The 24,698-nt window shown below is 53.0% G+C and carries 26 protein-coding genes; 11 read left to right on the top strand and 15 right to left on the bottom strand.

Features of this window, described 5'->3' with window-relative positions; all coding sequences use genetic code 11:
- The first annotated feature begins 161 nt into the window (after positions 1-161).
- On the top strand, positions 162-800 hold the full coding sequence (locus ACN0IC_RS12625) for an alpha-ketoglutarate-dependent dioxygenase AlkB family protein (RefSeq protein ID WP_416879142.1): 639 nt from the start codon (positions 162-164) through the stop codon (positions 798-800).
- Here ACN0IC_RS12625 and ACN0IC_RS12620 read toward each other — a convergent pair.
- Positions 783-1,457: a hypothetical protein gene (locus ACN0IC_RS12620; protein ID WP_416879141.1), complete on the bottom strand. Its 675-nt coding sequence runs from the start codon at positions 1,455-1,457 to the stop codon at positions 783-785. The genes ACN0IC_RS12625 and ACN0IC_RS12620 overlap by 18 nt on opposite strands.
- A gap of 182 nt (positions 1,458-1,639) precedes the next feature.
- Here ACN0IC_RS12620 and ACN0IC_RS12615 point away from each other — a divergent pair, with 182 nt between their 5' ends.
- Positions 1,640-1,894, top strand: a complete 255-nt coding sequence (locus tag ACN0IC_RS12615) for a CBU_0592 family membrane protein (protein WP_416879140.1) — start codon at positions 1,640-1,642, stop codon at positions 1,892-1,894.
- A gap of 18 nt (positions 1,895-1,912) precedes the next feature.
- Here ACN0IC_RS12615 and ACN0IC_RS12610 read toward each other — a convergent pair whose 3' ends face one another.
- Positions 1,913-2,659 (bottom strand): SDR family oxidoreductase, encoded by a 747-nt coding sequence (locus ACN0IC_RS12610; protein ID WP_416879139.1) that lies wholly within the window; start codon positions 2,657-2,659, stop codon positions 1,913-1,915.
- 146 nt (positions 2,660-2,805) lie between these two features.
- On the opposite strand from ACN0IC_RS12610, the gene ACN0IC_RS12605 reads away from it, so the two are divergent.
- On the top strand, positions 2,806-4,077 hold the full coding sequence (locus tag ACN0IC_RS12605; protein ID WP_416879138.1) for an NADH:flavin oxidoreductase/NADH oxidase family protein: 1,272 nt from the start codon (positions 2,806-2,808) through the stop codon (positions 4,075-4,077).
- Positions 4,078-4,145: 68 nt separating this feature from the next.
- Positions 4,146-4,640, top strand: a complete 495-nt coding sequence (locus ACN0IC_RS12600; RefSeq protein ID WP_416879137.1) for a pyridoxamine 5'-phosphate oxidase family protein — start codon at positions 4,146-4,148, stop codon at positions 4,638-4,640.
- Between the two features lie 60 nt (positions 4,641-4,700).
- Here ACN0IC_RS12600 and ACN0IC_RS12595 read toward each other — a convergent pair whose 3' ends face one another.
- From ACN0IC_RS12595 to ACN0IC_RS12585, 3 genes are all read right to left on the bottom strand, one after another.
- Positions 4,701-5,102: a DUF2177 family protein gene (locus ACN0IC_RS12595; protein ID WP_416879136.1), complete on the bottom strand. Its 402-nt coding sequence runs from the start codon at positions 5,100-5,102 to the stop codon at positions 4,701-4,703.
- An 89-nt stretch (positions 5,103-5,191) separates the two neighbouring features.
- The gene (locus tag ACN0IC_RS12590) at positions 5,192-6,610 is read right to left on the bottom strand and encodes a Glu/Leu/Phe/Val family dehydrogenase (RefSeq protein WP_416879135.1); all 1,419 of its coding nucleotides are present in this window, start codon (positions 6,608-6,610) and stop codon (positions 5,192-5,194) included.
- A gap of 166 nt (positions 6,611-6,776) precedes the next feature.
- Complete coding sequence (locus ACN0IC_RS12585) at positions 6,777-8,000, bottom strand: argininosuccinate synthase (RefSeq protein WP_416879134.1); 1,224 nt, start codon at positions 7,998-8,000, stop codon at positions 6,777-6,779.
- A 96-nt stretch (positions 8,001-8,096) separates the two neighbouring features.
- Here ACN0IC_RS12585 and ACN0IC_RS12580 point away from each other — a divergent pair, with 96 nt between their 5' ends.
- The 3 genes from ACN0IC_RS12580 (at position 8,097) to ACN0IC_RS12570 (ending at position 11,033) form a co-directional block, all read left to right on the top strand.
- Complete coding sequence (locus ACN0IC_RS12580; RefSeq protein WP_416879133.1) at positions 8,097-9,395, top strand: mechanosensitive ion channel family protein; 1,299 nt, start codon at positions 8,097-8,099, stop codon at positions 9,393-9,395.
- A 99-nt stretch (positions 9,396-9,494) separates the two neighbouring features.
- Positions 9,495-10,550 (top strand): helix-turn-helix domain-containing protein, encoded by a 1,056-nt coding sequence (locus ACN0IC_RS12575; RefSeq protein WP_416879132.1) that lies wholly within the window; start codon positions 9,495-9,497, stop codon positions 10,548-10,550.
- 150 nt (positions 10,551-10,700) lie between these two features.
- Complete coding sequence (locus tag ACN0IC_RS12570; protein WP_416879131.1) at positions 10,701-11,033, top strand: hypothetical protein; 333 nt, start codon at positions 10,701-10,703, stop codon at positions 11,031-11,033.
- 79 nt (positions 11,034-11,112) lie between these two features.
- On the opposite strand, the gene mtgA is transcribed toward ACN0IC_RS12570, so the two are convergent.
- The 4 genes from mtgA to ACN0IC_RS12550 form a co-directional block, all read right to left on the bottom strand.
- Positions 11,113-11,892, bottom strand: a complete 780-nt coding sequence (gene mtgA / locus ACN0IC_RS12565; RefSeq protein WP_416879130.1) for a monofunctional biosynthetic peptidoglycan transglycosylase — start codon at positions 11,890-11,892, stop codon at positions 11,113-11,115.
- A gap of 77 nt (positions 11,893-11,969) precedes the next feature.
- The gene (locus ACN0IC_RS12560) at positions 11,970-12,344 is read right to left on the bottom strand and encodes a lecithin retinol acyltransferase family protein (RefSeq protein WP_416879129.1); all 375 of its coding nucleotides are present in this window, start codon (positions 12,342-12,344) and stop codon (positions 11,970-11,972) included.
- Between the two features lie 77 nt (positions 12,345-12,421).
- Positions 12,422-12,772 carry a YMGG-like glycine zipper-containing protein gene (locus tag ACN0IC_RS12555; RefSeq protein WP_416879173.1) on the bottom strand — a complete coding sequence of 117 codons (351 nt, stop codon included), beginning with the start codon at positions 12,770-12,772 and terminating at the stop codon, positions 12,422-12,424.
- Positions 12,773-12,959: 187 nt separating this feature from the next.
- A complete protein-coding gene (locus ACN0IC_RS12550) occupies positions 12,960-13,349 on the bottom strand; it encodes a hypothetical protein (protein ID WP_416879128.1) in 390 nt (129 codons plus the stop codon).
- A 145-nt stretch (positions 13,350-13,494) separates the two neighbouring features.
- On the opposite strand from ACN0IC_RS12550, the gene ACN0IC_RS12545 reads away from it, so the two are divergent.
- From ACN0IC_RS12545 to ACN0IC_RS12535, 3 genes are read left to right on the top strand one after another with little or no spacing between them, the layout of a single operon-like run.
- On the top strand, positions 13,495-13,941 hold the full coding sequence (locus tag ACN0IC_RS12545; protein WP_416879127.1) for an ABA4-like family protein: 447 nt from the start codon (positions 13,495-13,497) through the stop codon (positions 13,939-13,941).
- A gap of 30 nt (positions 13,942-13,971) precedes the next feature.
- On the top strand, positions 13,972-14,259 hold the full coding sequence (locus tag ACN0IC_RS12540) for a type II toxin-antitoxin system RelE/ParE family toxin (RefSeq protein ID WP_416879126.1): 288 nt from the start codon (positions 13,972-13,974) through the stop codon (positions 14,257-14,259).
- A gap of 8 nt (positions 14,260-14,267) precedes the next feature.
- Complete coding sequence (locus ACN0IC_RS12535; RefSeq protein ID WP_416879125.1) at positions 14,268-14,576, top strand: addiction module antidote protein; 309 nt, start codon at positions 14,268-14,270, stop codon at positions 14,574-14,576.
- 712 nt (positions 14,577-15,288) lie between these two features.
- Here ACN0IC_RS12535 and purH read toward each other — a convergent pair.
- From purH to ACN0IC_RS12505, 6 genes are all read right to left on the bottom strand, one after another.
- Complete coding sequence (gene purH / locus ACN0IC_RS12530) at positions 15,289-16,920, bottom strand: bifunctional phosphoribosylaminoimidazolecarboxamide formyltransferase/IMP cyclohydrolase (protein ID WP_416879124.1); 1,632 nt, start codon at positions 16,918-16,920, stop codon at positions 15,289-15,291.
- An 89-nt stretch (positions 16,921-17,009) separates the two neighbouring features.
- A complete protein-coding gene (locus tag ACN0IC_RS12525; RefSeq protein WP_416879123.1) occupies positions 17,010-19,025 on the bottom strand; it encodes a polysaccharide biosynthesis protein in 2,016 nt (671 codons plus the stop codon).
- Positions 19,018-20,787, bottom strand: coding sequence for a heparinase II/III family protein (locus ACN0IC_RS12520; protein WP_416879122.1), 1,770 nt, complete (start codon positions 20,785-20,787; stop codon positions 19,018-19,020). Before ACN0IC_RS12520 ends, ACN0IC_RS12525 begins: the two co-directional genes overlap by 8 nt.
- A gap of 23 nt (positions 20,788-20,810) precedes the next feature.
- Positions 20,811-21,485: a ribulose-phosphate 3-epimerase gene (rpe, locus tag ACN0IC_RS12515; protein WP_416879121.1), complete on the bottom strand. Its 675-nt coding sequence runs from the start codon at positions 21,483-21,485 to the stop codon at positions 20,811-20,813.
- A gap of 186 nt (positions 21,486-21,671) precedes the next feature.
- Positions 21,672-22,295, bottom strand: coding sequence for a hypothetical protein (locus ACN0IC_RS12510; RefSeq protein WP_416879120.1), 624 nt, complete (start codon positions 22,293-22,295; stop codon positions 21,672-21,674).
- 100 nt (positions 22,296-22,395) lie between these two features.
- Positions 22,396-23,898, bottom strand: coding sequence for an RsmB/NOP family class I SAM-dependent RNA methyltransferase (locus ACN0IC_RS12505; RefSeq protein WP_416879119.1), 1,503 nt, complete (start codon positions 23,896-23,898; stop codon positions 22,396-22,398).
- A gap of 115 nt (positions 23,899-24,013) precedes the next feature.
- Here ACN0IC_RS12505 and ACN0IC_RS12500 point away from each other — a divergent pair, with 115 nt between their 5' ends.
- Positions 24,014-24,532, top strand: coding sequence for a CBS domain-containing protein (locus ACN0IC_RS12500; protein ID WP_416879118.1), 519 nt, complete (start codon positions 24,014-24,016; stop codon positions 24,530-24,532).
- The last annotated feature ends 166 nt before the right edge of the window (positions 24,533-24,698 follow it).

Raw genomic sequence — 24,698 nt, 5'->3', positions numbered from 1 at the left:
AACTTCAGCTTTCCTGCGGTTTTATGCAGAGAAACTCACCGTCTGCCCCGATATGGGGGACGATACGCCCCATGCAAGGGCAGGGCTCACATTTTTGTGTGTGACGGCGAATAATGACAGGTCGGCTCTATATTTTCGTCTTTCATAAGCTAGACAAGGCCATGTCCGACTTTCCCAAAGGCTTTGCGCATTATCCGCTTTATTTCTCGCCAGAGGAACAGGCCGGTTTGATTGACGCGGTGAAAAACGGCGTCTTGCAAGCCCCGTTTTTTCAGCCGACCATGCCGCGAACGGGCGCGCCGCTTTCGGTCGTCATGAGCAATTTCGGGCCGCTGGGCTGGGTTACGGATAAGGGCGGATATCGTTATGAGGCGCTCCACCCAAAAACGGGACAGCCTTGGCCGGCCTTACCGCCCGCTTTGCAAAATTTGTGGGACGCGGTGAGCGGATATCCCGCCCCGCCCGAAGCCTGCTTGATAAACTGGTACCGGGACGGCGCAAAAATGGGAATGCATGTCGATAATGATGAGCAGAATGTGAAAGCCCCCGTTGTCAGCGTCAGCCTTGGCGATCCGGCCATGTTTCGCATCGGCGGGCCAAAACGCGGCGGCCCGACCAAAGGTGTGAAGCTCTTTTCCGGCGACGTTGTTGTTCTGGCGGGGGAGGCCCGTCTTTGTCACCACGGGGTGAGTAAAGTCTCTTACGGAGAGAGCGCGCTCGTGCCCAAGGGCGGCAGAATTAATCTGACCATGAGACGGGTCACGCTTGCGGGAAATCAGAGTCTACCTGAAATCGACTGATTCCGCCGCAGTGTTATCACAGAAATAATCTTCATTGAGTAAAAGGATATCGTCTTCATATAAATCAGAAAACCGCGATTGGGTTTTTTCTAAAAAGGCTAGACGGTCGGGGTCTGTTTCAATTTCCAGCAGGACTTCGGCTAGATGTTGCATCTGATTTAAGGCGCCCGAATTTGAGAGGAGCAGGGTTCGTTCAAAGTTGGATTGGCTCCGCCCCACTAATGGCAGGAAGCTTTCGAGCCGGTCTTTTCTGACTGCCTCGAGCTTTAAATTCTCGATTTCGGGAAGGCCGTCATTTTCCAGGGTTATCCAGGGCGTGGCGGCAGCAAGCGTTTCCAGTTCATCTCCGATTTGTGATGCGGCCTCTGCCAAATTCTTACCGAAAGTTTCAACACGGTCAGTCTCAAATTTGACAAGGAATATTTCGTCCGTCCAGGCCAGACCTTTTACAGCGTCATACATTTGGGAATACCCGTTTTCCAGAAGAAGCTGACGCTCTGTTAAGGCCGGCATTGAGTCAGAGCGCTGGGCGAGTTCTTTGTCAGAGGGAACGCCGCCGCCAAGCGTCGAGCACGCTGTCATAGAAATGGCTATTACGGCTCCCGCTACGAATTTGGGAAAAGAAGACTTTTTAAGAGCTTTTATGGAAATTGACATGAGACCCCCGCAGTGAATGTATAGTCACAAAACAGGGAAAGCTAAGTTATGTTCCCGTTTTTCATATCACGAAATTGGCATGACATCCGCGGCTTTGCGCGAAGCAATTGTTCTGTATAGGGGGCGAGTCGATAATCCGGCATCAAAGCCCTGTTTGCAAAAACCCAGAGGATGAAACCCTTATGACACTTTACGACGCTATCGGCATTACCGGCGTGGCCTTTGTCCTTTTGGCTTACGGCCTGTTGCAGGTCGAAAAAATTGACTCGCGGGGCTGGCGCTATTCCGCGCTCAATGCTTTGGGCGCGCTTCTGATTATGGTGTCGCTTTATTTCACCTTTAATCTCGCCTCGTTTATTATCGAATGTGCGTGGCTGGCGATCAGCGTGTATGGATTGTTTAAGGCGTGGCGGACCCGGAAAGGGGCCCGCCAGTAACTTAAGGAAAGACTTTTCCTAACGGTAGGTCATGCCGCCATCGACCATATACTGGCTGCCCGTCACATAGCTGCTATCGTCAGAGAGGAGGAAGGTTGCAACGGCCGCGACTTCTTCGGCTGTCCCGAAACGGCCAAGAGCGACCTGGTCTTTGATTTTCTGTGTCATTTTTTCGAGTTCTTCATCCGGCAAATCAATATTATCAAAGAAATTTGTCTCAATGGGTCCCGGTGCAATTGTGTTCACGCGGATATTCTTTCCCGCCAGCTCAGCCGCCCAGGCTCGGGCCATGCCGGTGACGGCGCCCTTTGTGCCCGCGTAAACGGCGCCATTGGCCTGTCCGAGATAAGGCGAGACGCTTGCCGTGACCAAGACGGAGGACGGATCGGCCATATTCTCTTTGAGGGCTTTCAAATGAAGTACGGGACCGCGAACATTGACCTGGTTCATCGCATCGAAAAATTCAGCATCGCTTTCCTCAACAGGTCTGAAATCTCCATACCCCGCATTTAGAAAAACGGCGTCGAGTTTTCCGAAGTCTTTCGCGGCTTGCGCCAGCTCGTCGGCTGCCTGAACATCAGATGCATCATTTTTCAGGATGACAGCGGAATCAGGCAAAGCGTCTTTCGCGTCTTTGAGATGGCTCTCGCTGCGCCCTGTCACGAGAACGCGCCCGCCTTCGTCAGTGACGCGTTTGGCGGTGGCGAGGCCGATGCCGGAGCTTCCGCCTGTGATAAGAATGTTTTTATCTGAAAATCTAGTCATTATAATCTCCTTGATTATTACCCTTAATCAAGAACTGGCAACGCCAGAGGTTCCCACAGCAAGGCCGCCGACTGCAGGGAACTCTGTTAAGGCGCAAAAGAAAATGAGTGTTCTCTCTTGGTCGTCTTTGCGCTAACACCCGCGTCATGACAGATTTATTTGATCCTCTGACGCTTCAAAGTGGACACACATTATCCAACCGCCTGAGTAAGGCGGCAATGGAAGAAAACCTGGCGGATGTCGGACAAATTCCGGGAGAGGCCCTTTTCAATTTATATTTGGCCTGGGCCAAGGGCGGGCCGGGGATGATCCTGACCGGAAATGTGATGATTGACCCGACGGCAATGACCGGGCCGGGCGGGGTGGTGCTGGAACAAGGGTCTCTCGCTGACGACGATGCGCGCCAACGGTTCGAAAGATGGGCAAAGATCGGCAAATCCGGCGGCGCCAAACTGGTCATGCAAATCTCTCATCCGGGGCGGCAGGTTTACGCCAGTATGGGAACCGAGGCGGTTTCCGCCTCCGAGACCAAGGTGACGCTCGACGGCCCGGCGGATAATATGTTTGCCCAGGCTAGAGCGCTAACGCCTGACGAGATTTTGGGCCTGATAAAACGTTTTGCCGATACGGCCCATCAGGCCGAACGCGCCGGATTTGACGGCGTAGAAATCCACGCCGCCCATGGGTATCTCATTGCGCAATTTTTATCGCCTTTGACGAATAAGCGGGAAGATGAGTGGGGCGGGTCTCTGGAAAACCGGGCCAGGTTTTTGCTGGAGACGATCCGCGCCGTACGGGCGCGGGTTGATCCAAATTTCATCGTCGCCGTGAAATTAAATTCAGCGGATTTTCAGCGCGGCGGGTTTGATGTCGGCGACGCCAAACAGGTCGTGGATTGGCTTGGCGGAGAAGCGTTGGATTTCGTTGAATTATCCGGCGGTAATTACGAGAGCGCCGCGATGATGGGCCTCGCCGCGGATGGCCGCGCTCAAAGCACAAAAGAGCGCGAAATGTTCTTTCTCGATTTCGCCAAAGATATTGCCGCTGCGGCGACCATGCCGATTATGGTCACAGGCGGCGTGACGCGCAAAGAAACGGCCGAGATGGCTTTAGGCGAAGGCGTCGATATAATCGGTATCGCCCGGGCTATGGCGTATAATCCGTCCCTGCCAAATGACTGGAAGGAAGGGCGCAAACTCAGCACACATGTCGCCAGTGTGAACTGGAAGAATAAAGCTCTTTTATCTCTGGCGAATATGGCGCTGGCCAAAGAACAGCTGAACCGGCTGGGCGCTGGTAAACCCGTGAAAAAGAAACAGCGGCCTTTACTGGCCACACTGGCGCAACAGCTGCGCACTTTAAGACAGACAGGCCGATATAAAGCCTGGCTGAAAGACAAAGAACTGAACGGAGTTTAACAAAGGCAAACGGGAACTATCCCAACCCAGCCCCGTTTTCTTTCCAGATAACTTAAAGGAGAGAATACATGGCAAACCTCGAAAAATTTCACGAAAACCCCCAAAAGCAATTATTGGAAGAACTTCAGGACGCCATGTGTGTTATGCTCGGCTCGACTGACGAAGACGAGCATATGCAGCCCATGACGCCGCAAATTGATCCGGATGAAAGCGTAATTTATTTCTACTCTGACCGCTTTTCAGAATTGGGAAAGACTATTGCGGTCAATCCCGGCACGGTTCATCTGTGCCATATCTCGAAAGATTATCAGGCTTGCGTCAAAGGGCGTCTGACCGCGCATCATGACAAAGCGACAATCGATAAGTTTTGGGATCAGAAGGTGGCGGCGTGGTATCCCGAAGGCAAGGAAGATAAAAAGCTGATGATGCTCAAATTCGTCCCGCATGACGCGGCAATCTGGGCGTCAGACGCCAATCCTTTGACCTTCATGTATGAAATGGCCAAAGCCAATATTAAACATGAAGAGCCGGAGCTGGGCGAAATGAAAACCGTCGATCTGTAGCGCCGATTTCAGATGAATATTTAAAGCCCCGATCTCTTCGGGGCTTTTTTATGGCTTAAGTTAAGCCGCGAATTTGAGCGTGGCCCAGGCCCCGACCGTGGCGCAGCTTCCGGTCAGAATAATACCCCAGAGAATATCTACGAACACCATTTTTGTCGGCCAGTCCCGCAAAGTGGCCAGATTGGTCAGGTCATAGGTTGCGTAACAGAAGAAGCCAAATAGAGCGCCATAAAGTGTGGCCTTTAGAACTTGCTCTGCCTCGATGGCCGGACGGATAGCGAAAAAGACGATGCCGACAATATACATGGCGTAGAAAACAATCGCGACCAGCCAGTTGGGACTATCCGCCATCAGGCTCCCGAGCTGATTGGCGTAGAATTTACGCGCAATGAGGCCGAGCCAGAGCATGTCCAGGGCGAAAAAAGCAATAAGCGTCGAAATGTAAGCAATCAGATATGTCATAAATCCACCTCTTCCCCAATCCGGGTTCTGGTAAAGTTACGACGTAGCCGCAAAAAGAGTTTCAAATTTCCGCGCTGCCGATGGACGCTTTAAAGTCCGATACTCCGGTAATGAAGCGCAATATCTTCAATCACGCTAAAGAAAGCGGCCGTGCGCATATCTTCCAACTCCGGATTATTTTCCAGCGCCGTTTTGATATTCATATAGGCCGCCCGCATGGTATCGTCCAAACCGGCGCGAACGAGCGCCAGCTCTCCGGCGCCTTCAAGATATTCTTTCTTGAAGCTTTTCTTGAAGTTCATGCCCTGGCTCTCAAGGGCGTCAATCAGGATGTGATATTTGCGTTCTTCGTTCCGGCGCTGAAGGCGGCCAAAACGGATATGGTTGACGTTTTTCACCCATTCGAAATAGGACACGGTCACGCCGCCCGCATTGGCGTACATGTCGGGGATGATGAACACGCCTTTATCGCGAAGGATTTTATCGGCCATGGCGGTAACCGGGCCGTTCGCCGCTTCGATCACAAGGTTAGCTTTAACGGCGTGGGCGTTATCGACATTGATGACGCCTTCCAGAGCCGCCGGAATCAAAATGTCACAGGGTTCGCAAATCGCGTCCGGATTTGGCTCCTCAAAGACTCCGCCTTCAAACTTCGACATGTCTTCGCCGCTGGAAATATGTTCCTTGAGCGCGCGGATATCGATGCCTTTCGGATTGCGAATGGTTCCGGCGCGCTCAATCACGCTGACAATCTTTGACCCGTCCTCTTCGGACAGGAAGAGCGCGGCGTGATAGCCCACATTTCCGAGGCCCTGGACGATGATTTTCTTGCCGTCGAGGTCTCCGCGCAAGCCGGCCTTTTTTATATCGTCCGGATGGCGGAAAAATTCGCGCAAGGCATATTGCACGCCGCGGCCGGTCGCTTCGACGCGGCCTTCAATCCCGCCCAGATGGACGGGCTTACCGGTGACGCAGGCAATGGCGTCAATATTTTCGTTATGAAGACGACGATACTCATCCATCATCCAGGCCATTTCGCGCTCGCCCGTGCCCATATCGGGGGCGGGAACGTTCAGCGAGGGATGGATCAGATCGCGGCGGGACAGCTCAAAGGTAAAGCGGCGGGTAATCCGCTCCAGCTCTTCTTCGGTCCAGTCTTTGGGGTTGATGCACAAGCCGCCTTTGGAGCCGCCAAACGGCACTTCCACAAGCGCGGTTTTATAGGTCATCAAAGCCGCGAGCGCTTCGACTTCGTCCTGATTGACGTCGAGAGAATAGCGGATGCCGCCTTTTACAGGCTCTTTATGCTCGGAATGAACGGCGCGGTAGCCGACAAAGGTATGAACCTCGCCCCGCAGCTTCACGCCGAAACGCACCGTATAGGTCGCGTTACAAACGCGGATTTTCTCAATCATTTTCGGGGATAAATCGACAAAGCTGGCCGCGCGATTGAACATCACATCGACGCTTTGGCGGAAATTCAGTTCCTTGGAGGATGACTTAACCATAACCCTACCTTTTTAAGACTTTCAGTTCGCTTAAAATTATTCTTCTGCGCTACGCCATTTCGAAGCAAACAAACAGACCTAATTTAGGCAAATAGCACAATATTCATGCGGGCAATCACCCTGTTCGAGTATAATGGTGATTACCGGGACACAGTTTATGAAGCCGTTACCCGTTTTTTCCGGCCTTGCGGTCGCGGGCTTTTAACAGGCGCAAACGCAGGGCGTTGATCTTGATAAATCCGCCGGCATCGGCCTGATCATAGACATCATCTTCTTCGAATGTGACATGCTCCTGAGAGTAAAGCGAGTAAGGGCTGTCACGGCCAACGACATCAACGCTGCCTTTATACAGCTTCAGGCGAACGGTTCCTGTGACCAGCTCTTGTGATTTATCAATTGCGGCCTGAAGCATTTCGCGCTCAGGCGAATACCAATAACCATTATAAACCAGCTCGGCATACTTTGGCATGAGCTCATCTTTCAAATGCGCCGCGCCTTTATCAAGCGTAATCTGCTCTATCCCGCGATGGGCCATGAGCAAAATAGTGCCGCCGGGCGTTTCGTAAATCCCGCGAGACTTCATGCCGACAAAGCGGTTTTCCAGCAAATCGAGACGGCCAATGCCGTTTGCGCCGCCAAGTTCGTTCAGTTTTGTCAAAAGAGCCGCAGGAGACAATTCTTCGCCGTCAATACTAACCGCGTCGCCGCGTTCAAAGCCGACCGTGATATAGGTGGGCTTATCCGGTGCATCTTCCGGGGCAACGGTGCGCTGATAGACGAAATCAGGCGCTTCTTCATTCGGGTCTTCCAGAGCTTTGCCTTCGGAAGAGGTGTGAAGCAAATTGGCATCGACGGAAAACGGCGCTTCGCCGCGCTTATCCTTGGCGATTTCAATCCCGTGCTTTTCCGCATATTCGATGAGTTTGGTGCGGGAATTCAGATCCCATTCCCGCCAAGGCGCAATGACCTTGATGTCCGGATCGAGGGCGTAATAGCCAAGTTCGAACCGAACCTGGTCATTGCCTTTCCCGGTCGCGCCGTGACAGACGGCGTCCGCGCCGACCTGATGCGCAATTTCGATCTGGCGTTTGGAAATCAGCGGTCGGGCAATCGACGTGCCCAGCAGATAAAGCCCTTCATAAACCGCATTTGCCCGCATCATAGGAAAAACGAAATCGCGAACAAATTCTTCGCGAAGGTCATCAATGAAAATTTCTTTCACGCCTTGGGCTTCTGCTTTGCGGCGCGCCGGCTCAAGCTCCTCGCCCTGACCCAGATCAGCGGTAAAAGTCACAACCTCGCAGCCTTTTTCCTCCTGCAACCATTTCAGGATGATTGAGGTGTCGAGGCCTCCGGAATAGGCGAGAACAACTTTTTTGGGCGATGACATAAACTGGCTCCTTAAGACGGCGCGTTCCTAGCGCATAACCGTTTACAAAAGATAGCCCCCCTTTTAAAGCAAAGTGATTTTTTGGGAGGACGCATCATGGATTTTGATCTGGCCACAGTACAAAGCCAGCTGGAAAAATGGCGTGATCAGATTTGGCTCTGGATGCAGACGCCGTCCTTTCTGGCGCAGCTCGGCGCGATCGTTCTATCGATCCTCATCGCGCCCCTTTTGGCAAAAATATTGCAGCGGGCCATTCCATTTTTCAGAAAGGAACCGGCTGAAACCGTAAAATATCTGAAAGTCAGGCAGGTTCTCTATAAGCTGGGCGGATTGCTTCGGGCTGTTTTGCTTGTTCTCCTTCTCGGGCTTTCTTCCAACATTCTATTAGCCGTTCCCGCCTTCTCTCAGGATTGGCTGGTGAAACTGGCGCAAAGCCTGGCCGCTGTTTTTCTGGTGTACCGCGTCATAAAGGTTTTCCTACGGGATGCCTTCTACCGCAAGCTCGCTCTTTGGGTCCTGGTGCCGCTCAGCCTGATCATCGTTCTGGGTTATTTTGACGAATTCAAAAGCCTATTAAGCGGAACTGTTCTTCTCCCGATGGGGAACAATCCGATCACGGCGATGACGATTGTAAAACTCGTCGTGTTCGGCTTTCTATTTTTCTGGGTCGGCAATCTTTCCAATGTGAAGGGACAATCGGCAATTCGGTCACAAGAAAATCTGGATGCCGGCGTTCGCGAAATTGTCGCCAAACTCTTCCAGATTGTTCTATTCGTTATCATATTTTTCCTGGTCGTCGGCGCAGCGGGAATACCGCTGTCAGGTCTCGTGGTTGTTTTCTCCGCGCTGGGTCTTGGAATTGGGTTCGGCCTGCAGCCGATTGCCGCGAATTTTGTTTCCGGCCTCATCATCCTCTTTGACCGGTCCGTTAAGATCGGTGATTACGTCAATATGGAGGGGGAGAAATTCGGCCGCGTCAAAGCGATTAATATCCGCTCGACCACCGTGGCAACGGCGGACGGAAAGGATATCATCGTTCCAAATACAAAATTTACTGAAGACGCCTATGAAAACTGGACGCATGATAATCCGCTGCAACGTTATGAAGTCGATTTCGGCGTGGCTTACGATACCGATTTGGACGCGCTCGTTCCGCTGATACGCGACGCTGTTTTAGAGCATGAAGCTGTGCTGAGCGATCCGGATGTACCGAGCGTCGAATTTCGATCCTTCGGGGATAGCGCCATTAATATGTGCGTCGAGTTCTGGGCCGAAGGCATTGATGACGGACCGAATAAATTTACGTCCGATGTCGGCATGATAATTTGGCGTACGCTCAAGGCCAATAATATCGAAATTCCGTTCCCGCAGCGTGTGGTTAAGAATATTAAATAAAAGAATTCATCACCCGCTTATAAAGATGTATGGCGGGCCTGCACGCCGAAGGCGCGCTTGTAACTTGTGAAATTTGCTTGAACACGGTCTAATAAAATTATGCTCTGGCTTGACGCTTTATTACGCATTTCGACCGTGACGCTTTTATTGCTCTCGGCAATTCTGGCGCTCAGGGATAAATGTTGTTGGCGGCCCGCAATTTTTGTGGTGCTGACCGCATTGGGAACGGCCGGCATGTTGATAGCCACCGCGCCCGAAGTCTTGCGGCCGCCTTTTCCCTTATTCGTTATTGCGAGTCTGCTCGAGGCCGGGGCCATTGTTTTTGCGTGGTGGTTTGGCCTGGCCATTTTTCGGGATGATTTTAAGCTCAAATGGTCCCATTGGGCGATTTTTTTCGCCTTTATCACCCTGACTCTGCCGCGGAGCTATGCGCAGATTGTCGACTCCTACACCTATCCCGCATTTTTATTGATTGCATTTTATGTGTTTTCTTTGGCGCTTATGGGCCATCTTGTCTTCACCGTAACCCGCGAGGGACGGGACGATCTTGTCGCCACCCGCCGTCTGTACAGAGCCTATTTTATTGGCGGTGTTGTGGCGTCTGTTACTTTTTCTATCCTGACTGAGAACGTCTGGAATCCTTTCTACGAAGGGCAGTTAACTTTCATCAAACCGCTGGTCGTTTTTCCTCTGGCTCTTTGGTTTACGCTTTGGCTGACCCGGATTGACCTGGACAGTATGGAGTTTCAGCATAGTCCGAGTGATCTCTCCGAGGGCGGCTCTGCGATAGACCCCCGCGACGAATTTTTACTGCAAAAGCTTACGGCGGCAATGGAAACGGACAAGATTTACCGCGAGGCCGGCATGACGATCCGGAGCCTGGCCGAACATCTGGACGCCCCCGAACACAGGCTGCGGGCTCTGATCAATCAGGGGCTGGGCTATCGGAATTTTTCTGCCTTCGTGAATAGTTACCGGATTAATGCGGTGAAAGCCGACCTTCAGGATCCGGAGAAATCCCGCATACCGGTTTTAACCCTGGCGATGGATGTAGGGTATAATTCTCTTGCCCCGTTCAACCGTGCCTTTCGGGCCATGGAGGGGATGACGCCGACAGCCTACCGGCAGAAACTGAACGAACAAAAAGGACCATGACAATCTGATTGATATTGAAAACATCCGATTGATTTTAAAATCGACTGGTCTTTTTCGGTATCAACAGGACTTCTTCTCCCGAAACCTTCACCTTTCTTTTAAGTCGAACGCCAGTGAATTGGCCCGCTTATAATCTTAAAGGAGATTGTCATGACGAAATTAATTGCCCCCCTGAAACTTGCTGCCATCACCGCGCTCGGCGCAGGAATGTTTGTCTCAACCCCGGCTTTTGCCGCCTCTAATGGGGATGTCGAGAAATGCCGCGCCGCTCTGACAGAGCAGTCCGAAATGGATATGTCGAACTACCGCCTCAGCTATGACCGCGAAGAAGGCAATCGGACAAAAACAATTTATTTCACAGCCGTGTCCACAGATGGCGGTAAGGATTTGAACGTGACCTGCACGATCAAACGCTCAAAAGTCCTGGCCGTGAATGACGGAACCAAAGAGATTTCCTTGCTCGCCTCCAACGACAGGAAATGATTGCCCCAGGGTAAATTTAAGCGGGTAAAGCCCGCTCAATTTCCCGAAACTCGCCCTTCTTTTTAGGAGGGCGTTTTTTTTATTGAAGAACGCAGGCGGCATAGCCGCTGCGCCGGACTTCGCCCATCCGCGCCTGCAAGGTTCCGGCCCGTCCGCTGACATAGGGGCCGGGGGGGTCGACGCGCCATTTATGCGGACTCGGCAATACGGCGGCCAGCAGGGCGGCTTCCCGCGCCGAAAGGTCGGCAGCGTGTTTTCGAAACCGCACCCGCGCAGCGCCTTCTGCGCCGTAAATGCCGTCGCCCCAATCCGCAACGTTCAGATAAACTTCCATGATGCGCCGCTTTGACCAAAAGGTTTCAATCGTAAAGGTCACATAGGCTTCGCCAATTTTGCGAAGATAACCCCCACCATTCCAGAAAATAACGTTTTTGGCTGTTTGCTGAGAGATTGTGGAGCCGCCGCGCCGCTGCCGGCCGGATTGATTGCTTTCGTAGGCTTTCTGGACGGCTTCAAAGTCAATCCCGTCATGTTCGCAGAAACGGGAATCTTCTGCCGCAATAACGGCGTAAACCAGATTGGGGGAAATTTCTGACAATGGCACGGTCTGCCTGCGTACGGGATCGTCATTAAGTATCATGTTCAGTGTCGTAGGAACTGGCAAAACAGTCAGGGCGAGCAAATATAGGTGGACGGACAGAAACAGAAAAAGCCCCGCAATTAGGGCCCCTTTAAAAACCTGTCTTACGGGACGTGATTTCGGAGGGGTCGTGGAAGCGATTGGAGTTAAAGCCTCTCCCGCCTCCGCCGCTTTCTTCTTTTTCTCCTCTTCTGTCGGAGGATCTTCGCGTTCAGTCATGCTCTGAGTCCTGAAGAATGTTTTGTAGGTCTTCGTCTATTACCATTTTATGGAAGGCCGAATTAGGGACCGGTAAACTAATCCCGTGACAAGCGGCGGGCGTCCAGCGGGCCGAGCTGTGCTGAGCGGCCTTTGCCTTCCATGACCCAGGTCACAAAATGCTCGCAATTATTTATGAGCACATTATAGCGGTCACCTTTACGGCTCCGGGCGCGGGCGACAAGCTCTGCGCCTGAAATCCCCGCGCTCAGATGCACGGCTTTCACGGATTTGCCTTGCGAAAAATCGGCCATATCAGTTTCTTCGACCCGGCCAAACCGCGCCGAGGTATGAATGACGGTGCCGTAACCGGTCGAAATTCCGTAATGCGTGACAAAGCCAAAGGCTTTCACCTGTAAAATAGTGCCGGCCGGATACACCGTTGCGGTGCGTTCAAAGGGGTAATCAGACATAAGGGTTCATACGCTAATTCCGGACAATAAAAAAGGCGGTTTCAAAAAACCGCCTTTTCTTGATTTGTGATCCGGACTTAACCGCGAAGCTCACCGTTTTCAAAGTAGGTGCGTCCGCGGGCTTCGTCGAAATAGTAGTAACGACCCGCAGATTGATCATAATAAAGAGGCTGACCATTAGCGCGTTGGCGCACACGTGTGCCTTCGCCAATAGCTTTGTCTTTCTGAGCGCCGGCATAGGCTCCGCCTGCGCCGCCAACAACGGCGCCAATTGCAGCGCCTGTCTTGGCATCGCCGTCACCTACATTATTACCGATAACGGCTCCGGCCAGAGCGCCACCTGCGGCGCCGAGAGCGGCATTTTTCTCAACATTACCTGTCGTTGTGCAGGCTGCGAGGCCTAAAATCGACGCTGTTGCGATTGTCATTGTTAAATATTTCATGTCGTTTCCTTCTGGAGTTAAAAATTTCGGTCCCAACCGTGTCCGCATCTACGCAGTGTAAGCTGACAGGTTCCTGAATGAAGCGTGAGTTTTTTGTAATTTTACGAAAGCTCACGCCAGCTTCAATTGGCGGAAAACCCGAAAAACGGAGCTTTTCCGCGCTTTGTCGCATCTATTTTTCGTTGACGACTTTGTTTGTATATACCCGTCCATTATACTCGTAAGTATAGCTCTCGACCGTATCGACATCGAGCTCGGGATCAGGCAGTTCTGCGAGAGGAACAAAGCGGTTTAGGTAAACATCGCCGTCATTATCCTGTACTTTGACCATATCGCCGCGGGCAATCGCACCTAGAACGCGCGGATCTTCCGATGTCTTGGTGAATGTCACAACCGCAGACGTTGTGGCCGCCGTCTCAGATGTCTCACTCTCCTGACTCATTTCGGCCGTTTTATCGGCTTTCATGTCGTCGGATTTGACCTGTTCGCCTGCAAATGCGTTTGTGCTGGCAAAAAGCAAAGTCGAGGCCGCAATAAGCGTTGCTGTTTTAAAATGGGTCATAGTCATCCCCTTTCTTGAGAACTGTATCTGTATAATTCCGCCCCGGAGTAAACGTTCCAATCCCTGTCAAAAGCTTAAGAATTGTTAATGTTTTGGAGAGGCGGGATTGAGTGGCGGGCTTCCGCAATAGCCTTTAAGGCGAAGTATGACCTATCCCCTATTGTTTAGCCTAATTAACTTGAGCGTGCTTCCGGCCTGGGCGCTGCTCATCTTCTTTCCGAAATGGAAAGGCACGAAATTCATTGTTCACTCCGCGCTCTATCCTCTTTTTCTTGGCGGAGTTTATATTATCTGCTTCGCTCTGGCGCTCAGCGGGCAGGGCGCAGGCGGAAATTTCACCTCAATCGAAGGCGTAAGAGAGTTATTCTCGTCCGACGTCGGCATTATCATTGGCTGGACACATTATCTGGTCTTTGATCTGTTTATTGGCGCGTGGGAAGCGCGGGACGCGAAGCGGCGCGGATTTAGTCATTGGTTACTGGTGCCCTGTTTGGGGCTGACCTTTATGGCGGGGCCGGTGGGGTTGGCGCTTTATCTGGTTTTGCGGGCGGTGAGCGGGAAAGGCGGTTGGGAGCTTAAGACGGCACCTTGACTAAATGTCGCCCCTAGGCTACATTTAAATATGAAAGTTGTTCAAACGCAGTACTTCTCTAAATGGTTGAAAGGCCTCAGAGATAGACGCGCTAAAGCAATTATAGCCGAACGTATCAGGCGGTTGGAACTAGGACATTTAGGAGATGTCAAATCCGTGGGGCAGGGCGTGTCTGAATTGCGACATGCTTACGGCCCGGGCTATCGCATTTACTTTACGCGAAAAGGACAAAAAATTATTATCCTGCTCGCAGGCGGAACGAAAGGTAGTCAAAGTCGCGATATTAAACGCGCCAAAGAAATGGTAACGTTATTATGAGCACAGATATGACAAAAGCAGATTTAGAATTAAGCCCCTATGATCCGGCGGATTATCTGGAGTCAGATGTAGCTATGAGTTATTATCTGACAGAAGCCTTTCACAGCGGGGATGAAGCCGTGATCATTGACGCAATTGGCGTCATCGCCCGCGCTAAAGGCATGACAGATATTGCCGAAAAATCAGGTCTCTCCCGTCCAAGTCTTTATCGAGGCTTGTCCAAAAAGGGAAAGCCGCAATTCGGAACGATTTTAGCTGTCTTGAAAGCGTTGAATATTTCATTGGAAGCGAAGGCTTTAGATGCAAAAGCGGCGTGATGGAGTTCAGAATTAGAATGAAATGGTAAAAAGTTGATTTGATAAAGATTAAGTTAGAGCTAAAGCGTATCATTTAACGCACAAAAAAACGAGTTAAATAAGATAAAAGCAATAAAGAGTAACGTTAAATGATACGCTAAAGCGCATTTAGGTAAATAATCTTTATAATTTTGTATAATTATGAAAAATTCCGTATCAGATAGAATAATTCTATTGCGTGAATGAAGACTCACCATATGTTGAACGCATGGAACATACACAGAACAAATCTCAATGCAGAAAACGTCGTGCGCCGCTAGAATGGAGGAATTTATTTTATCAATTTGTGCATAGGCACCCCCAACCATTCTATCTTGAAGAAGTCAGAAATTTTGTTCTGAGGGATAAAATTGAAATATCAACTGATGGGCTGAGAGTTAAATTAGCAAGATACGCAAGCAAAGGTTATCTAAAGAAGTTGGGTAGAGCAGAATATCGATTTACTAATGATGGCTTCTATTTCTTCGATTTACTTCGTCATGAGAAACAGCTGGAGATAGATAATGACCTTTGAGCTCTTTCTCTTAATTGCAACTGTGGTTTTACAAATTCTACAGTATGTAAAACCTTTAGATCGCAAATAATTTTAAAAATTTGAAAACATTCTCAGTAGGTCACAGCATCGCCGCGTTCCTCGCTCCGCGAGGCAGACCCTACCGGGTCGCGGCGATGGTTAGTGCCGAAAATGACGCATTCCCGTAAATACCATCGCAATATCCTTCTCGTCTGCGGCGGCGATGACGTCTTCATCGCGGATGGACCCGCCCGGTTGAATGATGGCGGTTGCGCCGGCGCTGGCGGCGGCGAGCATGCCGTCTGCAAAGGGGAAAAAGGCGTCTGAGGCGCAGGCGCAGCCTTGCGTTCTCGGCGCGTCCCAACCGGCCGCCTCTTGCGCGTCTTCGGCTTTGCGCGCGGCAATACGCGCGGAGTCGATACGGCTCATCTGGCCCGCACCAATCCCGGCGGTGGACCCGTCTTTGACGTAAATAATCGCATTGGACTTCACGTGCTTTGCCACTTTCCAGGCCATACGAAGGTCGGCCATTTCTGCGTCTGTGGGCTTACGTTTCGTCACAACTTTTAAATCCTCATCTGCAACGGCGCCGTTATCGCGGTCCTGAACAAGGATGCCTCCGGCGACATTGCGCTGGGTCAGGGACGGCGCATTTACATCCGGCAGTCCGCCAGCAATCAAGAGTCGCAGTTTCTTCTTTTTGGCAAAAACCTCAACCGCGTCATCATCCGCGCTCGGCGCAATCACGACTTCGGTAAAGACTTTGACGATCTCTTTGGCTGTCTTGGCGTCGAGATTTCCGTTCAGCGCCACAATGCCGCCAAAAGCCGAAACAGGGTCACAGGCCAGCGCATTTTTATACGCCGTGATGAAATCATCGGCGACGGCCACGCCGCAGGGATTGGCGTGTTTTATAATGGCGACAGCAGGTTTGGCGCCTTGCGCCACATTGCCAAATTCGGCCACCAATTCATAGGCGGCGTCCGTATCGTTGATATTATTATAGGACAGCGCCTTGCCCTGTAATTGCTCGGCGGTGGACACGCCCGGACGGGTCGACCCGTCCGAGTAAAATGCGGCCGTCTGATGCGGGTTTTCGCCGTAACGAAGTTCCTGTTTCAATGTCCCGCCTTGCGAGCGGTATTTCGGGGTCTCTTCGAGCTGGCCTGCAAACCAATTGGCAATCGCGGCGTCATATGTGGCCGACCGCGCATAGGTCTTGGCGGCAAGTCTCTGGCGGAGCGTGCCCGTCGTCTTTCCGTCATGCGCGTCCATATCAGCGAGAACCGCATCGACATCTTCAGCATCCGTACAAACGGCGACATGGGCATGGTTCTTGGCGGCGGCGCGGATCATGGCCGGGCCGCCAATGTCAATATTTTCGACGCACATTTCATAAGACCCGCCAGAGGCCACTGCGTTTTCGAACGGGTAGAGATTCACAATCAACAGGTCGATAGAGAGGATGCCATGTGTGTGCATAGCGTCTTTATGTGAGGCGAGATCGCGGTCGCCGAGAAGCCCGCCATGAACCATGGGGTGCAAGGTCTTGACCCGACCATCCATCATTTCCGGAAAATGCGTCAGCTCGGCCACGTCTTTGACGGGAATGCCGGCGGCGGCAATGGCGCGGTGGGTGCCGCCCGTCGAAACCAGTTTGACGCCGCGTTCATGCAGGGCTGTAGCCTGATCGATCAATCGGGATTTATCGGAAACAGAAATCAGCGCCCGTTTGACGGGGGCCTGGCGGGCGGGATCAAAAGCCGGAAGATCGGGATTGGGAGCGGGCATAATCAGACCTGAAATAAAAAGACGATTTAAGTTTTGGCTCTATCACGGGGGCTTGGGTAATAAAAGCGTCCGGGATCCCGGAATTGGGGTTAAATCGCGCTTCCGGATTTTGCAACGAGAGCGCCATTGGGCTCAAATTCCGGCAGGAGAATTTTCAGGCATTTCAAAACCGCCTTGCGGTCTCTTTTGTCAATCGCGCGGAGTAATTTGTTGATTTGTACCATGACGTCTTCGACATCAGCAACCTCGCCCGTAAACCTTTGAATGCCGTTCACTGTCGTCGGTTCTAGGTTTTCTGTCGATCCGGTTAGTAACTCGGACAGTTTTTCGCCGGATCTCAATCCGGTGTAACGGATTTCTATATCCTTATCCGGCACTTTTCCGCGTAAGCGTATGAGTTGTTTGGCCAGTTGAGCGATATTTACGGGATCGCCCATCTCCAGAACATATATATCGGCCTGGGCTTCATGCTTCTTGCGCTGACCCGGCTCTTCCAGCGCAGCCGCCTGAAGGACGAGCGCAGCGGCTTCGGACGTCGTCATGAAATAACGGCAGACTTCTCTATGGGTGACCGTCACAGGTCCTCCCGCCGCAATCTGTTCTTCAAATAGCGGCACAACAGAGCCGGTTGAGGCGAGGACATTCCCGAACCGTACGGCAGAGGTGTTCAGCTTGGGTTCCCGCGCGGCCATCGCGACCATCAACATTTCGACAATCCGCTTGCTCGCGCCCATTATATTAATGGGATTAACGGCCTTGTCTGTGGAAATCAGGATGAAGTTTTCCGTGCCGTGCTTGATACAGGTTTCAATGACCTTCTTGGTGCCGAACACATTGGTTCGTAAAGTCTCGAGCGGATTGGTTTCGCCAAGCGGAACGTGTTTCAGGGCCGCGGCGTGAATGACAATCTCCGGACGCTCCCATTCAAAGACTTCGTTTAGCCGCCCGGTATCACAGACATCGCCAATATAGGTCGTCCAGTCAGGGTCTCGGGAAAGAGGCCTGTGCGGGATAAGCCGCTTCTCAAGCTGATAAAGATTATATTCTGAACAATCATATAGCGCCAGACTGGCCGGATTGAGCGCCGCCAGCTGCGCCGAAATCTCACCCCCGATAGACCCGCCCGCTCCAGTCACGAGAACGCGGCGGTTCTTAATCAGCCGGCGAACGGGCGAAATATCCAGCGCCTGAACATCACGCCCAATCAGGTCTGCGGCTTCAAATGTGGTCAACCCTGTATTGACGCCTTCGGATTGCAGCCGCGCAAGCGGCGCGCCGAGTTCCGCAGCCGTCTTAACGAGTATTTCCGTATCCGGGCGGGACAGGTGTGGATCTATTGAAATCAACTGTAGGGGTTTATCTCTCCGGCTGGCCAGCCGTTCATAAATTTGAGGTAGGTCCGCGACGCTGCCCAGAACCGGAATGCTGCGAATAGACCGCCCGACATTGACGCCCGAGGTTTCAATAAGGCCGACAGGATTAACCGCGCCGACATAGTCGCGGCGGGACATATCCCTGAGATAATTATAAAGCTTGGAACTCGGTCCGATCAGAATGGCGTCATTGGCAAATTGTGACTGCCCTCGAAACAGCGCGCGGATATCGCCGTTTTGTATAACCATGGCGATGAGGCGGCTCATCATCAACATTCCGAAGAAAAACAAGCCCCCGGCAAATGGCGCAGAGCGCGGGAAGTGTTCGCCGCGGTCAAAAAAGAAGAACAGCACAAGCGGAACAACCGCGCAGGCCAGAACGACGCCGATCAAGAGCTGACGGAAATCCTTGAGCGAGGTAAACCGCCAAATGGCTCTGTCCTGACGCATGGCGATCCAGATCAGAACAACGCTGGCCATCATGACAATAGAAGCCTGCCAATCGATTTCTGTCGGAATGGGTTTGTTCAGGAAATCATATCGCCAGCGAATGACGTAGAGCATGGCAACGCCGCCGAGAAACGCGTCAAAGGCAATCATTGAGAGGCGCACAAGATAGCTTAGAGGATGACCCTTGCGATGTGATTTTCGTTCGGATTTTACGGCGGGATCAGAATCCATATCAGATCCGACTTCCGCCTCGCTACCCATATCTGGTTCGCGGTCAGCCATCTCTGCGGCGGCTTTCGAGTTTGCGGAAGGACCAGCGCACGCGGTTCGTTCGGCCTTCGCCGTCATTATCAGACAGCGCCCGCCCCGGAATGACAAGTTGCTGGCTTCGCACAGGTTTTGCGCCGTCTGCCAAATAGACGGAATCTTCGAGGCGTAGCGGGCCGCCATCTGTGCGGAACCGCCACCCGGCTTGCCCGCGTTGAACCAAAAGTGCGCTGGCTTGGTCTTGCGACAGACTTACCCGCACATCGGGATGGAAATGGAACCGGATTTCAAACGGGCGCTCTTCCCGCGATTGCGGAGAATGGCCCAGAGGCACATAGAGACTGTCTTCGCCGCGAATATCCACGCCGTCTGTCGACATGAACAGTCGCCGCCGATGGCCAAGACCTGTCCGCGCAAGATAGCCTTGGTGGCTGGATTCAAGCCAGATGCCGCCTTCTTGTTCTTTTCGCGCGCCCTTGGTCGGGCCTGCATTTTCCAGAACGGCTTCCCCCACATGACGGGTCTTCCAGCCATCAGGTAAGAGCTGTCCCGGAGATTGCGTGTCTAGGCTTAGAGTGGAATGCGCCGCCGAGGACCGCATGGGCCGCCGCCATCCGGGCGGCTGCTCATCGTTCCAGCCGCAATTGACCACCAGACGGCCCAGCTCTGTTGACAGCTCGAACGCAAGCGGCGCCAGATGGGCTTCCAAATCATAGGGTCGCGGCGGGCTGTCGCCTGTGTCGATAAGCAGGACCGACTCCCCGGCGGCGAGGCGCTGATAATGGGTATGGGGGCTATAGGCAAAGGCCCGCGCTTCTCCTGGAGCGGCCTCGAGAAGGGCTTTGATTTTTGAGGCTTTCCCCGGCGCGCCGCCCTGAAAGCTTCCCAGACGCCCATCACTGTGAAGAAAAAAGGCAATCATCGGCACCAGGCGGTCAATGGCCCGGCTGATCGTGCGCGATCCTTCGACCCCCCGATCTGCCAAACAGGTATCCAGAGTCAGAAGTATGTCGAGGCAGTCCAGCGTGGCTTCGGGGCTGCGCGATATATGCCCGCCATCGGGTAAAATCTGCGCGTCGATTTCATCATCAAGCCAGTCCAGGCCCCGGGCGAAATAGCCTTCGGACTTTTCAGTCAATCTCGCGCCCCCCAAGGCCAGGGCCGCCGCCGCCTGAAGGCGAAGCACGGAAGGCGGGAGAGATTTGTACTGGCCGCGCAAATATTTCATCTGCCGCATGACGGAGGCGCGGCGCTGCGCGGCTTTTGGTCCGGCCGCGTCAGAAGACAGAACCGGCGTCCAGTGTACCAGCCAGGTCCAAAGGCGCGGCGTCAGAATGGCGGGGTCCCAATTGAAATGGTTCCAGACGCCGTAATGGGTAATCCAGTTATCCACCAGAGACCGGGCCCGAAGCGCGGCGGCTTTTTCCTCGACCTTGCCTTTGGCTTTGGGTCCGACGGCGAGCAAATCGTTCATCCAGTCAAAACTGTGAAGCCAGGCGGCGTAGCGGGTCGAGGGTACGGTAATCGTCCACGGATCGCCCTGAAGCCCGACATCCACAGACTGGCCGCCATAGTTAAATTTGCCCGCGAGCAGCTCCTGGCCTTCGGCCTTATCCCCGTAATGAAAGGAAGGCTTTGCCGAATGAAAGGGCCCAGGCCGCCCCGCCCGCATCCGCACCATACGAAAAGGCTCTCCCAGGCTGTCCGTCAAAGACCGGGTTCGGGCCGAAAGGGCAGCCAGCAAAAGAGAAGAGGTGGAAAGACGGGCCGAAGTCATATGCTCAGTGCGGACCGATGGTCCTAAGCGACCTTGGTCAGAGGCGCGCCGCCTCTGAGGGCCGTGATGTTCTCGGCGTAACTGCCTTTGCCTTTAAAGACGGCGCTGCCGGCAACGAGCGCATTGGCTCCGGCCGCGAGACACTCTTTGGCGGTTTCGGGATTTACGCCGCCATCGACTTCCAAAAGGATATCGCGGCCTGTTGCATCTATTTTCTCCCGCAAGATTTTAATCTTTTCAAGCTGGGACGGAATGAAACTTTGCCCGCCATAGCCGGGATTAACGCTCATGACCAAAATCATGTCGAGTAGATCCAGAACCGGATCGACGACATCGGCGGGCGTTCCCGGATTGAGAACAAGTCCGGCCTTGATCCCGGCGTCCTTGATAGACTGGAGCGAGCGGTGAAGATGTGGCCCCGCATCCGGGTGAATGGAAATGATATCGGCGCCGGCGTCAATAAAGGCGGGAATAAACGGATCCGCCGGAGAAATCATCAAATGCACATCAAAGGGCTTCTCGCTGTGCGGCCGTAGAGCTTTGACCACCATGGGCCCGATGGTAAGGTTCGGAACATAATGTCCGTCCATAACATCAATATGGATCATATCCGCGCCCGCCGCGTCAATGTCGCGCACAGCTTCGCCCAGAGCGGCAAAATCAGCAGACAGAATGGACGGCGAGATTAAAGCAGACATGGGCACGGCTCTTTTTCTAATTAGACGGTCTTCTATCATTCACACGAAAACCGCGCAAGGCACAGAGCCTGTCAGCACAGTGCACGAAAGCCGCAATTCAGCAAGAAAAAACCCGCCATTGGGCAGGTTAAAACGAGTATAATAATTTTTAATCAGACCCAGTATAACTGGATTTAATTTCCGGTCTTATTTCCGGATGGGACGGTAATCCGTTGAGGCGCCGCTGGACTGATAGCCATAGCTTGGCTGCGCGTCGCCCTGATAAATTTCTATATCATAGTCAGAGCTTTGCAGACAGGTGCCATCGGCCTGTTTCACCGTTCCGGCGGGGCAGTGCATATCGGCGCTATAGGACATTGTCCCGGAATAGGTGGAGTTTGTGGAAGAGCTATAGGAGCTGCTGTGAGAAGACCCTTGCAGGCAGGTGCCGTCGGCTTGCGGCGTTGTGCCGGCCGGGCAGTTTAGCGGAGCCGAGCTATAGGTTGTGTGTTGTGAATAGCTTGTCTGCGGCTGGGTATAAACTGTGGAAGCCTGAGGGGCGCAACTGCCCATAACGGAGCAGTCAACATAGATGGGCGGCCCTGTGACGGCTTGCGGCGGCACATAGGCCGGCGCGCGAACGGGCTGCGTAGCAGGCGGCGCGACGCAGGCCTGACCGCAGTTTTGACCACTTTCATAATCATAAATATCGCCGTAACGGCTATCCTGTGGATTGGCGGACGCGGCCGTGGCGGCAAATGCCAGCGTTGAAATAGCGGCAATGACCCCGGCGCGAAAGTTTATGGCGCGTAAATAAAAATGCGTGCTCATCTGAGCCTCCCAAATTGAAACAGTCCAGGCGTTTCCTGCAAAGATTAGACCAGTTTTGTATTAACGGGCCATAAACAGGGCTAAAAAGCCGGAATTTCTCCTAGGATTTTTGCATCACAGCAATGAAAAACCCGTCCATTCCGCCTTTGCTTTCCAAATAATGCGGCAACGTCCGTAATGTCCCGTTCTTTACAGCCTCTTCCGGCATATCAAGACCGGAAACAGGTAGGAGTGAAATAGGGCGGAATTCAGGCGCGCTTTCCAAAAACTTCTCAACTCTTGGGGTGCCCTCTTCGGGCTGCAACGAGCAGGTCGCAAAAACCAGCCAGCCGCCCGGCGCGACATGTTCGGCCGCTCTGGGCAGAAGCTTGTCCTGCAATTTCACAAGCTGGGACAGCGTTTTGGGCGTCCGGTTGTGAAGCACATCGGGATGACGCCGAAATGTGCCGGTCGCCGTGCACGGGGCGTCCAAGAGGACAATATCGAATTTTTTATCTGTTTCCCATTCAAGCGCGTCAGCGCAGATAATCTCTGCCTCTAATTTGGTCCGCGTCAGGTTTTGATGAATGCGAGGAAGGCGCGTGTCCGATTTATCAACTGCCGTAACATTTGCCCCCAAGGCGGCCAGCTGCATCGTTTTCCCACCGGGCGCCGCGCAAAGATCCAGCGCTGTTTTGCCTGATAAATCCCCTAACGCATTTGCCAATAGCCGCACAGGCAGGGTTGCCGCCACATCCTGCGCCCACCAGGCGCCGTCCTCATAGCCTTCCAGTTCCGCCACATTGCCGATGGAAGAGAGCCGGACCGTCCCCGGCATAATAATTTCACCTTCCAGGGCGTCCGCCCATTTTTGTGTATTGGCGTCCGAGGTGTCTTTGAGCGTCAGGTCCAGAGGCGGGTCTTTTATCAGTTGAAGCGAGGATTTGCGCACCGCAGCTCGTCCATATCCCCGTTCCCACGCGCCGCGAATCCAGCCCGGAATATTGGCGCGCGGCGCTTCCATGCCGGCAAGCTTTGGTCCTTCCTCGACGACTTTGCGTAGGACCGCATTCGCCAGATTGGCAAAACCGCGCGTGGCTTTAGCAGATTTCAACATGCCAACGGTCTCGCCAACGGCGGCATGGGGCGGCGTTCCCAAAAACAGAATTTGCGCGGCGGCGGTTTCCAGCGCTGCGCGAATAAACAGGGGCGGGTCTTTTCGGATAAGCGGTTTGAAAACGGCTTTTAACTGTCCGTCCCGCCGAAAGGTCGTGGCCGCGATGAGACGCACAAATGCGCGGTCTCTGGGATCCAGCTCATTATAGCCGGGCAGGGCGGAGAGAACCGTTTCCAGTGGCAAACCCTCTGTGCGCACATTTCGCACCGCCGTCGCGGCCAGTTGCCGGGTCAGCTGAGCAGATGTCAGCGGGATATCCTTTTCTGGACGCGAAGGACGTCTGTCGCCAGAGCCTCTACTGTTAGAACCTCTATCGTCAGAGCGCTTATCTCTGTTGAAAGGGGGCTTGCCTCCCTTTTTGAAAGGCGGCTTTCCGCCTTTGCCCCGATCTTTGTTGAAAGGCTTTCTGTCGCCGGAAGGCCGGGAGTTTTTATCACGCTCGCTCATCCCGACAGCGCCTAGCAGAGGGGAGGCCAAAGGGGAATGTGAAATTGCGGCATAGCAAATCTGAACCCAGTTTTCATGCGTAATTAAAATATACAACCTTAAAGGGGAGCCCTCCATGCTGATCAAAGACCGGCCTGAATTCAAGAATAAACCCAAGCCTCTAAGCTGCGCGCCGGACATGACGGTTCTGGACGCCACCAAGCTTATGACAGATAAGAATTACGGGTCTATCGTTATCGTTGATAAAAATAATAAAGTTATGGGGCTCATGACAGAGCGCGATATTTTCCGCCGAGTTGTCGCGAAAGAGCTTAATCCGGCGAAAACAAAAGTCAGTGACGTGATGTCGAGCGAGTTGAGACAGGCCCGGGAGGATGACGAACTGACGGACTGGCTTCGCATCATGTCGAATGAACGTTTTCGCCGCCTGCCTATTGTCGATTCCGAAGGCCGCCTTGTCTCGATTATGAGCCAGGGGGACTTCGTCTCTTATACCTGGCCACAGCTCGTTAATCAGGCCTCGACATTGACGAAATCGACCCTATCCAAAAACTCCCAGCAATCCTGGATAATTTTTGGGATTATTGCCTATGCTCTGATAAGCCTGTTTTTTGTTGTGACGGCGGTTAGCTGACGGGCTACGATATTTCTTTATGTTTTCCTCCCTTCTCGGAATTTACCCTCCTCCGTTTACGGGGGAGGTGGGCCGCGACTGCGGCTCGGAGGGGGAGCCAAACATCACAAAGGGCAGCGTATTACGCTCCCCCCATCCCCTCGCATTCGCGAGGGACTTCCCCCGT

This window comes from Litorimonas sp. (assembly GCA_029936425.1).
Lineage (GTDB): Bacteria > Pseudomonadota > Alphaproteobacteria > Caulobacterales > Maricaulaceae > Litorimonas.
Note: the sequence above shows the minus strand (reverse complement) of the source record. Positions and strands in the feature narration are given on the sequence as shown.